We start from the raw sequence: 14585 nt of genomic DNA on the forward strand, positions 1-14585 counted from the left end.
ACATGCGGTCCGAAATTCAGCCAGGCTCCCGGGAGCAAGACATCAGATCTGAGCAGCATGACGATACAAATGGAAAAAATATAAACAGCCCGTGGCAGTCCCGCGGGTACCGTACCTTGTATGAAAAACCCCTGTAAATCGAGTTTTCAGGGGTTCTAGGGAAATAAAAAATTACATCTGCCTCGCCTTGTTAAAATCCATCCTGACGAAGCTTCTAAGTCAACCATTCCACCCTACTGTCGCTAGCTATAAAATTGGCAGATGTCTATTTTTGTCGATACAAATTGTTCTTCTTTAATGACAATGATCGTTATCTTTAACGCCATCCAATAAAGCAAATGACCAAGAAATTGTAAATGTTATGCGTCTCTCACTGTTCTTATTGCTCATATTTTACACCATGCGCTCTTTCTCACTGCCCCCTGCAAATGACGAACTAAGAGACGCAATAACACTAAACTCTGTTATAAATTTTTGCTCGGATGACGCCGCTTTTTCAAATGTAGATGCTACAGAAAGCCCCTATAGAAAGGGCAGCTTCTGGCCCTCCACCGGCAAAGACATTTGGTATAAATTTACGGCCGTCAGAACTGACATCAGTATTTCAGTTACCGGGAAAACTTCAGGTTCAGGCAGCAATACCCTTTTGTCACCCCTTGTGGCCATTTACCAATTTGATGGCACTGTTTTAACAGAGATGATTGGTTCAATGACCACCAGCAATAACCTGACAACTGCATATAAAGGCGGCCTTGATGTAGGGTCAGAATATTACATCAGGATAAGTGCTGACAACGATCAAACCGGACTGTTCAAACTTTGTATTAACAATTACAATCCGCCAACCAGACCCGGACAGGACTGTTCCACTGCAAGTATCCTTTGCAGCAAAGAGACATTTACAGAAAGAAATATTTCAGGTCCCGGAGACAACAACAGAGAAATAGCGGGCACTTGTTTGACTACAGAGTCCAATTCTGCCTGGTATAAATGGACTGCAGATGACAATGGAACGCTGACATTTACCATTACACCAAGTTCAAATACCGATGATATAGATTGGGTTTTGTATGATCTGGGTCCAAACGGAGATTGTTCAAAAATAGTTCCTGCCAATGCGATAAGATGTGCCGCAGGAAACGGAGTCAATTGCTCCCCCAGATATTACATCACCGGACTAAACATGACTTCAACAGACCTTTCGGAAGCAAGTAGTTGCCCGCCGGGTCAGGATGGATGGCTAAAGTATGTGGATATGATCCAGGGCCACAATTACGCGCTCATGATCGATAATTTTTCAAGTGGGAACAACGACTTCACCGTCGCTTTTGGCGGGACTGCTGAATTCAAAGGGCCAACAACGGATATACTGGTAACAAAGAACAACGTATGCAGCCCAACCCAAAGTTTTACCTTTTTAGCAGGAGCGGTCAACAACAGAACACTGGAATGGAATTTTGGAGAGCGCGCCAGTATTGAACAATCCATATCGCCCGGTCCTCATGAGATCACTTACAGTACAGAAGGCCCAAAAAATATTTCTTTGAAAGCCACCAATGACGTTGGTTGTAGCGTAACCACTTATTACAACCTTTTTGTAAGTACTACTCCTGAGAAACCAGTCATTACCGCATCAAAAACCAAACTATGCCCAGGGGATGTTTTGGCCCTCAGTACAACTGCCGTTACCACCGGGACATATCATTGGACGGGACCCAACAACTTCTTATCCAGCGATCAAAATCCAGAAATAGTTATAACTGGTCCAGAAAATTCAGGGGAGTATACGCTGACCATTAAAACAGGCGATTGTGAAAGTGAGCCTGCCATACTAACCATACCCCCTATCTTTAAGACACCTGTAGCCGCCTTTGAGACAGACCCGATATTGCAGGCCAAATATGGAGCCCCTATCCCGGTCAATTTCATTAATCTTTCACAAGATGCAGATACGTTTTTGTGGAATTTTGGAGATGGAAACAGGTCAACTGAAAAATCTCCCCAACATACATATACAACTCCTGGAAGTTACGATATAACCCTTACTGCGTCTAATCAGAATGAATGCACCAATAGGGTGACCCAGGGAAAAATAGTAGTCCTTAAAGATGCTTCTATATCCATACCCGGGGTTTTCTCTCCAAATGGGGATGGTATAAATGATCAATTTCAGGTTGGTATAGTTAACCTGAAAAGTTACTTCATAACAATCGTGAACCGCTGGGGTATAAAGGTATTTCAAAACTCCAGTATCCTTTCCAACTGGGATGGGAAACTCAGGGGAGAAGATCTTCCTGTTGGTGTTTATTACTATGTGATAAATGCAAGGGACATCACCAATAAAAACATCCGGCTAACCGGATCCATCACACTCATCAGGTAAAATTATTTCTTTTCCAGTTTATCCAGTCTTTCCTTTAACGTTTCATTTTCCTTTTTCAGATCAATAAGGTACAAGGTCAGCTCCTCTATCTTCTTCAATAATTTTGAGTCCATTTCGCCCAGGTCTAAACCTTCTTTTTTGACTTCAGCCGCAGCCGGAACTTCCGGCAAGTGCTTATTTTTCACAATAAATGCTTCCAGCTCTCTTAATGAAAGCATCGGATAGCCCTTCTCAAAAACATAATCCGGCCATTCAGTCTGAGGTTTCACTTTTACGCTTTCAGCAATGATGCCACCGCCTACCGCAAGTTTGTACGCCGATGGAACAGTTGCAGCAAGCAGACCGATACCTACACCGCCATTAAAAAACTTAGTACCCATTATTGTTTCAATTCCCGTTTTATGAACGGCGTTACCATCCAATGTCGTAACTGAACCCTGCACTGCCGTGACGGATGCAGCAGTAGCACCATCGGTAATTCCATATCCCGTTAAAGTAGTTGGCCTACCTTGCAAGTCACTAAAATTTCTCATCGTTATTTGGTTCAAATTGGTTAGGTTGCTGCTGTCCCAAACTTTTCTCCACGCTGAATATGTACCACTATGTCGTGTTCTATATTGAATACCGTCAGTAGCATCCGGACTGTAAGGATAGGCGAGCTGCGTTATGTTACCGATACCTGTTTTGCTAGAATATTCGAATGTAAAAGGATGATAATAAGTTGAAGAACCAAATCCATTGGCAGCATTGCCCCGCAGCAATGTAGGACCAGATCCCGGCTGGGTATTGGTTATATCACTCCAGTCTAGAACACCGGTGGTAGCACCAGTTCCAAATGCGTTGGTCAAATCACTTCTCTGCAGCCTTCTGAGTGTTGGGGCAGCAGTCCCAGTTGCTGGTCCTGCATATACAAGATTTGCGCCGGCAGCAGTTGTTGTTAGCTCCTTTATCGCATTCAATTGGCCCTGTAATTTGCCAAATGCCGCTATTTGGGTATCACTTGGAGATAAGGCATTATCTGCGCCGGCAGCGAATCCGGCAAGAGGCTGGTTCAAGTTGCTAAATGGTAACGTATTCAACTGCGTGGCACTTAAAGTTCCGGTGAAAGCTGTATCAAGAGAAACTGACCAGCCAGTTGAAGCAACGCCAACAGTGGCTGCCCTGAAAGATGCCTGAACTTCATCGATACTCACAGCTACATAGCGCCACGTACTGGTCAAATCTCCAATATAAATTGCCGGTGTTGTTCCATCTGTATACCATCTTACCGGATAGCTGGGGGCATTGTTTCCTGTAAAGGTAGCTGAATAACCATTACCCATGTTAGAACCATAACATGTAATCAAGAATTCTGTTGACCGATTATTAGTATTCGTCGCATCATACTGAAACAGTGTTCCCTTTATGGCGTACATTACGGATACATTGGATGGTAATTTTATCTTGATTACTCCGATGGTTGTAGGAGCTCCTTTGAATTGTCCTCCTGGTGGATTAGATATCTTTAATATTTTAAGATCACTTCCATTAGTCCCAGTTTCGTATCCGGAATATAAGGTCCCTGCGCTGGTCAGTCTCAGTCCTGAACCCAGCGGAGTGAGCGGCTGAAACTGGTCCGTGGCCCATTCTCTTGAAGCCACAGTCTGCCAGGTACTAAAAGTAGATGCGCCCGTGCCCACTCTATATTGAAGTGCGTCCGTTGATGTTCCGGCCTTATCGAATTCAAAATAACCTAAGGCTGTACCGTTTGCTCTTATGAACCTTATCCCACCCCCTATTTCTGATGGATAATTGGTGCTACCCGTTGTGTGTACATTAGGGAATAATCCAGCATCCCCTATAGCATTGGCATCTAAAAACGCATTGGACGCGCCTTTACTTAAAGAAGCCAGACTTATATTATTGCCTCCGCTTAATACGATATTCCCGGGAGTAGCACCCAATGACAGGGTCTGATTAAAAGATGATGAAGCTATTTTTTCAACATTGCCATTGGTGTCATTTCTTGTCAAAATACTATATCCACCAGCAGAAGTAACGGGAGCCGCCGTCAAAGTAAGTCCCGCAGCAGAAAAGTTTCCTGCCGGACTCACATTGCTTACAACTGTTCCCGCACTGTTTTGCCATTCTTGTATATTGGCTGATTGAGTAGGAGAAAATGCTCTGGCAGTAATGGCTTTAAAATTATCCTGTTGAGGCTGTACAAAAATAGCTGTACCAGCAGCTGGTAAAGTTCCGAATCCTGTTTGACCTGCAAAGTAATTATAAGCACTTCCGTTCGCATAAAAGTTATATCTACCTGTTGCTTGTGGTATACTGCTATAAAATCCATAATTATTAGTTGCACCTGTTAGTGTCGCAGCCGCTACAAATCCATATTGATTAGTTACAGAACTTCCAGCGCCAAGCACATTCTGATTTGCAGCATAATGTTGAAGATCAGTAAGCGCAAAAGAAGTCGCCTCAGTCCCTAAACTTGTTCTAAACCCAAAAGCCGTAGTAGTTACATCGCTCATTATGGTTGAGTTGGTGTAGTTACCGTACGCTGTTGTACCTCCTGTAATATTAAGATTATTGTAAAGATTGATTACACTTGAACTTGTTGGACCTATTCTTAGTTTACCTGATAACGCAATTGATGTGCCAGTTAAACCTCCCGTAAGTGTTCCGCCTGTTAATGGTAAGTATGTTGCTGATACGTGTGTTCTGGACTCTGCTTGAAACCATGAGCCCCAAGCATTAGACAATCTTCTTCTAAACCAAAAACTATCTTCCATCCCATTATGACCATACATCTGAAATGTATTGTCCGGTGAATTTAAAGATGCAGTATACAATACCCCACCTGACCCAATTACTGTTGGTAAGTTTGTTGAGGCAGAATTACCATAAGTAATATTAGTTTGGAATACTGTATTTGCATCTAAGACAGATACAGTCAACTTACCACCGCTGGTTGGTAATAAACCTACTGTCGCAACATTCATTACCAGGAAATTTGTCCCATCATAATAAACTGCATATATCTTATTAGCAAGGAGATCATCACTGACCAGTGCTGTATTAATGTCTTTTACCAGGGCTTTTGCGCCTAGACCATTTAAATTCAGTGTAGAGGCCCCCGTATTTGCTGTAGTGATCTTAATGTAAAACACTTGCCCGGTGCTATACGCAACTATTGCCGGCGATATAGCTGCTGTGTAAGTATTTGCACCTGCTGCAGTCGCCGCATAAAGCTTCGCCCCCGACTGATCAAGGTATTTAGATCCCTGGAGTGCCAGGGGTGTCGCAAACTTGGCATCGTCAGTCCCGGCGTTAAGTTCTGCAGAAGTGGCCTTTACCTGTCCATACGCAGTATTCATAGCCAGTACGGCCAACAGAGAGAGCAATATTCTTTTCATATGCCAATTTAGATTACAGCAGCATTAATTATTTTTTTATTGTTTTGATATCTTCATTTAGCTTACCTACCATTTCAGCCAATTTCTTTATTTCCTTGTCTTTTTCAATCAGATATAATGTCAGTTCTTCTATTTTTTGCAGGAGTTTCACATTCATTTCCCCCAGGTCCAAACCTTCCTTTTTGACATCAGCTGCAGCCGGAACATCCGGCAGGTGTTTGTTTTTAAGAATGAATTTCTCAAGGTCGCCCAGCGAAAGCATTGGATATGCCTCCTCAAAAACATAATCAGGCCATTCTGCATAAGGTTTAACTTTTACGCTTTCAGCAATAATACCGCCGCCAACAGCAAGTTTATAAGCTGAAGGAACGGTGCCTGGCGGAATACCTATACCTACAGCGCTACTAAATGTCTTGCTACCGGTTACCGTTTCGGTTAGATTACCGTCTTTGTGAACAGCAGTATTGTTCGCAGTATTAATTGCTGTTTGAGTTGCTGTGCTTACAGGCTTACTGGCATCTGGGGTGTTGTCTACGCTTCCCAAACCAACTGCCGCTTTAGTTAGTGACAAGGAGATCACCGGAGTGGTCCCTGCGTTTGAAATGCTCCAGGTTTGACCGGTTCCATTGGTGGCAGATATTGTAGTTAGTGTTCCTGCATCGATAATTCCGTAACCAGCTAGAGTTGTAGGTTTACCTTGCAAATCGCTAAAGTTTCTTGTCGCCAACTGGTTTAGATTGGTAAAGTTGCTGCTGTCCCAGACTTTCCTCCATGTCGACCAAGTGTTGTTATATCTCCATCTCCAGGTGATTCCATCCGCTGCACTCGGGTTATATGGATAGCCGATTTGGGTCAGATTACCACTGCCAGTCTTACTGCTATGCTCCATTGTAAATGGGTGATAATAAGTACTGCCTCCAGGTCCGTTAATCGAGGCTCCAGTAATCAAAGTTGGTGAGAAACCTGGTTGTGTGTTAGATATATCATTCCAGTCCAGTACTCCTGATGTAGTAGCCGCCCCAAAAGCCTCTTCGATATCACTCCGTTGCAGCTTTCTAAACGTTGGGGTCGCTGTTCCGGTTACCGGGCCCGCGTATACAACATTAGCAGCAGCGGCTGTTCCTGTTACCGTTCTTATTGCGTTCAATTGTCCTTGTATCTTACCAAAAGCAGCGATCTGGGTATCACTTTGAGACAAAGCATTATCCGCTCCGGGGGTGAACCCCGCCAGGGGCTGGCTTAAGTTACCGAATGGCAGCGTATTCAATTGTGTTGCAGCTAAAGTTCCGGTAAAAGCCGTTTCCATGGTTACAGCCCAGCCAGCAGCGGCAAGATCTATGCTTGCACCATTGAATGAAGCCTGGACTTCGTCTATACTAACTGCGGCATAACTCCATGTGTTCGTTAGTTCTCCAATATAAATTGCCGGAGTTGTTCCATCTGTATACCATCTTACAGGATAATTTGGTGCATTGTTTCCTGTAAAAGTAGCTGAGAAACCGTTAGCCATTGCTGAGCCGTAGCAGGTGATCAAAAATCCTGTTGACCTATTATTTCCATTAATGCCATCGTATTGAAATAAGGTACCTTTTATGGTATACATGGCGGCAGCATTAGACGGCAATTTAATTTTAATTGCCCCGGTTGTTGCGGGAGTCCCCTTAAACTGGCCACCGGCTGGATTAGATACCTTCACCATCTTTGTTCCGCTTCCGTTTACCCCAGTTTCATATCCCGAGTGTAAAGTCCCTGTACTTGTCAGTGTAAGCCCAGAGCCTAAAGTTATATCCTGCGCAACACCGCTTCCTGCCGCATACCGGCCCAGTAACTTATTATTGGCCACAGGAGCCAGAGGCTGAAACTGACTTGCTGCCCATTCTCTTGAAGCTATGGTTTGCCAGGTACTAAGCGTAGATACGCCAGTACCTACCCTATAATGAAGTGCATCAGCAGATGTCACCGGTTTATTGAATTCAAAATAACCAACAGCAGTATTATTTACTCTTATAAATCTTATTCCACCTCCGGTTGCTGTAGGATAGTTAGTACTTCCCGTGGTTTGTACATTAGGAAATAATCCAGCATTCCCGATAACATTTGCATCTAAAAAAGTATTAGCCGCACCCGTACTTAAGGAAGCCAGACTGACATTATTGCCTCCGCTCAATATTATATTTCCCGGAGCAGTCCCCAATGACAATGTCTGGTTAAAAGCACCGGATGTTGTCTTCTCGATAGCCCCTGTTGTCGTATTCCTTGTCAGCACATCATACGTTCCTGCTGACGTTACCGGAGCCGTGGTCAAAGTCACTCCTGCAGCAGATATATTACCAGCAGGAGTAATTTGGGCAACAGCAGTTCCTGCACTGTTTTGTACCTCCAATAAATTTGCTGACTGCGTAGCACTAAAACCTTGTATCACTACACCTTTAATTGCATCAGTTGCAGGTTTGACTGCTAATTGCGCGGACAAGGCACTTCCCGTCCCTACAGAAGTGGGGCCGGCCAGATAATTTTGAGCTGTACCATCCATAAACAAATTGTACCTGCCTCCACCGGAAGGTATGCTGCCCCGAAAACCATAGTTACTTGTCGCACCTGTTAGCGTAGCCGGCACCCAAAAACCCGTTTGAGCAGTTACAGTAGATCCAGCCCCAAACACACCCTGTTGCGCGGTAAAATGATTGAGATTAGGCAAGGTAAAAGTGGCCGCCTGCGTTCCAATATAAGTACCGAACCCATATCCCTGGACTGTGACCTCACTGCCAACTGCACCAGCCAGCAAACTACCGTAAGCGGTAGTGCCGCCGCCTATCGTTCTGGAATTGTAAAAACCCACGCTAGGATTAATTGGGATACCGCCCAAAGCAACACTACCTGTGGGGCCAACAGCAAACTGCTGAGCCCCGGCACTATTCTGTACCTCAAACACGTTCGCACTTTGCGTGGCGCTATTGCCCTTTATGATCAGTCCTTTTTTTGCATCATGACCTGTAGACACCTGAACCTTTCCGGCAGGTGAATTGGTACCAAAGCCAGAATCTCCATTAAAGTAATTCCATGCTGTACCATTAGCATAAAAGTTATACCGGTTCGTACCTGATGCTATGTTACCATAGAAGCCATAGTTATTGGCCGCACCAACCAGGGACGATTCCGCGACAAATCCCATTTGCGCGTTAACAGTAGAACCAGCACCAAAAGCTGACTGTGAAGCGTAATAATGAAATATAGCAGGCACTGTATATGTTCCTGCCGCAGTTGTACCGATAGTTGAATTATAAGTTGCAGCGACGCTCACATCCGACTGAATCTGCCCGGCATTGACAAAACCATAGGCGAGTCCGCCGCTCGCAGCACCAGATAAATTCCTCGTGTTAAAAATCCCGGCATGGGGATAAGCCACTGAGCCAATGCCCAATCCTCCGCCAATAGATCCATTTCCGCTCAAAGTTAAATTAGAAGCAGAGGCAACAGCATTCAGCACCTGGAAATTTGTACCATCATAGTAAACCGGATAAACCTTACCAGCAAGCAGGTCGCCGCTGACCAGTGCCAGGTTCCCATCCTTTACAAGAATCTTGTAACCAAGGCCATTCAGGTTAAGCGCGGATGCACCAGTGTTTGCAGTAGTTATTTTAATATAAAAAACCTGTCCTTCCGCATAAGCTGTTATAGCCGGAGTAATACTGGCCGTATAATTATTAGTACCAGTTGTAACAGCCGCCTGCTTCGCACCTGACTGATCGAGATATTTTGATCCCTGTAATGCCAGTGCAGTCGCAAACTTGGCATCATCAGTTCCCGCATTAAGTTCAGCAGAAGTTGCCTTTACCTGACCATAAGCAGTATTCAAAGCCAGAGCGGCAACCAGAGAGAGTAAAATTCGTTTCATATGTCAATTTAGAACTTAAGGGTTCAGTTTATTTTTAATCATTTTTATATCCTCGCTCAACTCCTTCACCCTTTCAGAGAGCAATTTTATTTCTTTATCTTTTTCAGAGAGCTTTTTTATTTCCTTATCCTTTTCAATAAGATACAAAGTCAGTTCCTCTATCTTTTGCAGGAGTTTCGCATTCATTTCGCCAAGGTCCAGACCTTCTTTTTTGACTGCAGCAGCAGAGGGAACATCCGGCAGGTGCTTATTCTTAATAATGAATTTTTCAAGATCACCAAGCGAAAGCATCGGGTAGTCCTTTTCAAACACAAAATCCGGCCATTCAGTCTGAGGTTTAACCTTCATGCTTTCAGCGATGACAGCACCGCCCACAGCAAGTTTATAGCTACCTAATTTGCCTGGATCACTTAGACTGATACCTACACCGCCGTTTAAAAACTTGGTGCCCGTTATCGTTTCGGTGCCTGCTTTATGAACCGCATTACCGTCCAGTGTAGTTAGGGACGCCTGAACTGCTGTAACAGAAGCGCTCGTCGCTCCGTCGGTAATTCCATATCCTGTTAATGTGGTTGGCTTACTTTGTAAATCACTAAAATTCCTGGTGCCAAGCTGGTTCAGATTATTCAAATTGCCTGAATGATACAGTTCCTTCCAGGTTGTAAATGATCCATCGTTCTTTTGTGTACGAAAGGCTATACCACCACCCGTTGTAGTGCTATGGCCCCAACTGTAATTCAGTTGCAAATTACCAGTCGTCGATGTCGAGTATGGAAAGGATATTAATCCTCCATATCCAGCAGTTCCCGTAAAATAGCCATTCGAAAGCCAGCTGCTGCTATAGTAGCTAGCTGTATGTCCATTTAAAAAAGTGTTAGCATCTGTTCCGCCCGCTGAATTAGGAGCTGAAAGCGCCCTAAAATTTGTAGAAGAATAAGCATCGGTAATCCCGTAACCTACCAGCGTTGTTGGCTTTCCAGTTACACCTGTCCATGGGACATCTAAAGCGCTGGAAGCTATTTTCTCAACTACGCCAGTAGTGCTGTTGTGTGTCAGAATGTTATAAGCTCCTGCCGACGTAGCCGGTGTCGTACTCAATGTCAGATTTCCCGCAGCACTCAAAGACATTCTGCTCACCGATCCAAATTTCCAGTTCTGAATATTACCTGTTGAAGTAGCGTTAGAATTCACCACACTCAACACATCTACTGCATCAGCAATGCTTCTGCTTATTACAGTTCCGGTAGCATTTACTGAGACCATTGCGTTGTTGGAACTCACCGTGTTCGCCAAAGCAGGTGCATATACCGTATTGGTACTAAATATAGATCCACCGTTACTTATACCACTAATCACGGTGCCTGCGCTATTTTGAGCCTCCAGAAGATTACTTGCTTGTGTAGGACTAAATGCCTTTACAACGATCCCTTTGATCGCATCTGAAGCTGGAACCGTTGCCAATTGAGCAGACAATGCCGAACCAGTACCGATGCTTGTTGGGCCTTTTAAATAGTTTTGTGCTGTTCCATTCATGAAGAGATTGAAGCGACCACCCCCTGAAGGAATATTACCATAAAAACCGTAATTGTTATCAGCTCCTACTAAGTTGGCTTCAGCATAAAAACCAAACTGACTAGTCACCGTAGAACCCGCGCCAAATGTACCTTGCGTGGCCCAATTGTGTATGATTTGGTTTACTGTGAAGGAACCGGCTGCAGTCCTTGCAGTAGTTCGGTTATAAGATGCCAATGCGGTTACATCGCTTTGGACCACACCCTGATTTACCGTACCATATGCTGCTGTCCCACCTGTGAGATCCTTGATATTGTTAAAATTAACACCCGTATTTTGAGAGCCTATGGCCAGGCTTCCTGCAAACGTTCCTGAACCAGTAGACGATATCTGGAATACCTGTACTGCTGCGCTTGTTTGTGCCTCAAATAGGTTTCCAGTTTGAGTCGCAGAAAACCCTTTTGCTACAATTCCTTTAGTTGCATCAGTGGCAGGCCTTACAGATAACTGTCCACCCTGGTCATTTAATCCAATTGTGGTATTGCCCGCTAAAAAGTTATTTGCAGTGCTTGCCATATAAAGATTATACCTGTTTGCACCACTGGGAATGCCGCCATAAAAACCATAGTTATTAGTACCTCCAACTAATGTTGCATCCGCCCAAAAGCCTATCTGATTGTTTACCGTACTCCCTGCACCGAAGGTTCCCTGAGTAGCATAATTGTGAATGATATTACTAAGCGTGAACGATGCCGCTGCGGTCTGAGCAGTAGTCCTGTTATATGCAGCAACTGATGTGACATCACTCTGAACTATACCTCTGTTCAAGAACCCATAAGATGAAGCACCACCGCTTAAACTAGTTGCGTTCTCAATTGCAATATTTGAAGCAGGTACTGCACTTAAACCTAATCTGCCCATAATACCACTACCACTGATATTAAAATTGGATGAGCTTTGCAATACACTTGAATTCTGAATATAACCGCCACCAATTCCCGTGATCGCTGCTTTGACAAATGCCGTAGTTGCCAATTGGGTATTGTTTGTTGTTGGATCAGCTGTAGGTGCCGTGGCAGTTCCGTTAATGGTTAAGTTTTTAACCACATTTTTATATGGAAATAGTGTAATATTAGTTCCTGCTGCTGCTTCATCAACAACCGTCCATCCCGTGAAGTTGGCTGCTGTTTCTGCAGGCATACCTTTAGCAAATGCCGAGACTTTAAACCTTGGGAAGTAGGGCTTATCTGCTAATGTGATGCAAACCAACCCACTTTCATTAGACAAATAAATATCCGGTGTGTAAGCCCCCCATGAAGAAACGGAGTTGTTTACAAAAGCATCATTATAGATATAGTAAACAATGTTCAATCCCACAGCCGCAGCAGTCCCATAACAATACCCTTCAATTTTCACATTGACCATCTGGGTACTGTTTGTGTAAGGAAGATTCGTTTTGATCTTCATACCGTTTGCAGGAGTGCCGTTCAAATTGTAGCTCACAGTCTCATAACTCTGGGCATAACAAAACAACCCTGTAAACAGAAGGAATATGGTGAGTAAAGGTTTAGTCAATATGGTGTTGGTTTCCATCTTTTAAGCATTAGTTAAAACTATCTCGTATTTCCTATCTGTCACAACATATTATTTTGTCCTAACCAACATTATATGAGCCCACAACTTCGATTAGAATTGATTTCATAAGGTTAATATCTTGCGGGACAAACTTTATATTCTAGGATCTGCTGATTGGTTGCTGGAAAGAGTATATCATTATTCTTAAACTTTTCACCAGCTATATTTTCAATATAACCACACACATCACAACAAAAGAAAACGTTTGCCCTATTCTTATCGGTTAATAATCTAAGATTATCTATTGGTAACACTTTACATTCACGATCTGTCTTAAACGCGATTATCTCCCACAAAATATCTCTGACATTGTGAACGACATTCTCTAGGTTCTCAAGTGGCATCTTTAAAAAGTTAGTATTTATTAATTCGTCAAAATCATACCAAAGAGGATCAAATAAATGATCCCGAATATCTATGTTCTCAAAATATGAAATATAATCAAGGTACATTTTTCTTATTTCACGATCCTTAGTTTCCTTTAAGCTACTGCTCCAATTCATCATCTCTACGTAGAATTTTTTTGGCATTATCGACCCGCTACGTTGCCTAATATCACTTTGTATTATTGCAAATTCGTTTAGATACTTTTTTCTCATTATTTTACCGGATATGTTGTTATTAGGTTGCCTGCCTTATCTGTTAATACTTGTAATCGCGATGTTGGCACTCCACCTTGTTTTAGAGAAGTCGTACCAATAGTTTTGCCAACATCAATAGTTCGAACATATTGTCCACCATCTATTGCAGTTACAGGAGCTTTCACAACAGGTTCGCTCTGAAGAATTGATTTTAACTCATCTTGTGCGATTGTAAAAACAGATCTATTATAACTAACTGCTCTGTCAAAATGGCCTTCGACAACATGTTTAAACCCTGCAGATACTGGTTGCCCTGTGGAGCTTCTCAATGGGGTAAATCTAGTTCTTCCATTTGCTACATTAATTCTAGATCGAACAATTCCTTGTTCAACCGTTGGAGGAACGGAATTTAACATTGGTGTTTCAGCCTTCATTAATGGCCCTATAACTTTGCCTAATTTGCGAGTAACAATTAATGCAAAAATACCCTCATAAGTATGGGGATTTGTAACGGCAGCTTTTAAATCTTCCCCTTTCTGTCCCCAACTGGTATTTGTTGTCCAATCATATGCACCTACAACCGTGGTTTTTGCACCATCATATATTCTACCATAGCCTTTTCCCTTAAAGAAAATGTTTGGTATAGGATTCATATTTATGCTCATCTCGACCATATCAACCGCTCCATTATAGAGCGACATTGCAGTATTTACTACAAAGGTATTGGTCTTAGTTTCTAAACCATCATCTTTATAATAGTCGAGGAGATTCACTTTTCCTTTGCTAAAATCCGCTTCTTTCCCATCTAAATCGCTAGCTTGAATTGGTGTATTACTTGAGAACTGATATGGTGTTAACTCCGGATATTGTTTCTGCAAAGGATCCACACTCAAAAACTTCCCTATCCTTGGATCATAAATCCTCATTCCATAATCCTGTTGGTTACCTGTGCCTTTTCCTACATCATTATCATTTTCCTTACCATTAAAACCATAGCGATAAGCAGTCGAGCTCGAGCTCCTTCCCGGCTGAATCACACCAAAAGGATAATAATCCTGGGCACTCAGCACAGACGGCGTCCTCATGCCATCTGCACCTACCGAATCCTTATCTGTAATTACCGCCAGCACATTGCCCAAATGGTTCGTCAGCTCATAGTTCTTCTTGTTAGCGGAATT

6 protein-coding genes are annotated in these 14585 nt (G+C 43.2%); 1 reads left to right on the forward strand and 5 read right to left on the reverse strand.

The features are described 5' to 3' along the window. Positions 1–400: 400 nt before the first annotated feature. Positions 401–2383 carry a gliding motility-associated C-terminal domain-containing protein gene (locus VK541_RS10565; protein ID WP_324369805.1) on the forward strand — a complete coding sequence of 661 codons (1983 nt, stop codon included), beginning with the start codon at positions 401–403 and terminating at the stop codon, positions 2381–2383. A 2-nt stretch (positions 2384–2385) separates the two neighbouring features. On the opposite strand, the gene VK541_RS10570 is transcribed toward VK541_RS10565, so the two are convergent. The 5 genes from VK541_RS10570 to VK541_RS10590 all read right to left on the reverse strand — a co-directional run. Then, positions 2386–5784 carry a hypothetical protein gene (locus VK541_RS10570; RefSeq protein WP_324369807.1) on the reverse strand — a complete coding sequence of 1133 codons (3399 nt, stop codon included), beginning with the start codon at positions 5782–5784 and terminating at the stop codon, positions 2386–2388. Positions 5785–5812: 28 nt separating this feature from the next. Beyond that, a complete protein-coding gene (locus VK541_RS10575; RefSeq protein WP_324369809.1) occupies positions 5813–9679 on the reverse strand; it encodes a pyocin knob domain-containing protein in 3867 nt (1288 codons plus the stop codon). A 15-nt stretch (positions 9680–9694) separates the two neighbouring features. Then, positions 9695–12784, reverse strand: a complete 3090-nt coding sequence (locus VK541_RS10580) for a hypothetical protein (protein WP_324369811.1) — start codon at positions 12782–12784, stop codon at positions 9695–9697. Positions 12785–12897: 113 nt separating this feature from the next. After that, complete coding sequence (locus VK541_RS10585) at positions 12898–13425, reverse strand: hypothetical protein (protein WP_324369813.1); 528 nt, start codon at positions 13423–13425, stop codon at positions 12898–12900. Further along, the coding region (locus VK541_RS10590; protein ID WP_324369815.1) for an RHS repeat-associated core domain-containing protein at positions 13425–14585 on the reverse strand (1161 nt) is incomplete at its 5' end. The genes VK541_RS10585 and VK541_RS10590, both read right to left, overlap by 1 nt.

Source organism: Pedobacter sp. (assembly GCF_035317785.1).
Lineage (GTDB): Bacteria > Bacteroidota > Bacteroidia > Sphingobacteriales > Sphingobacteriaceae > Pedobacter.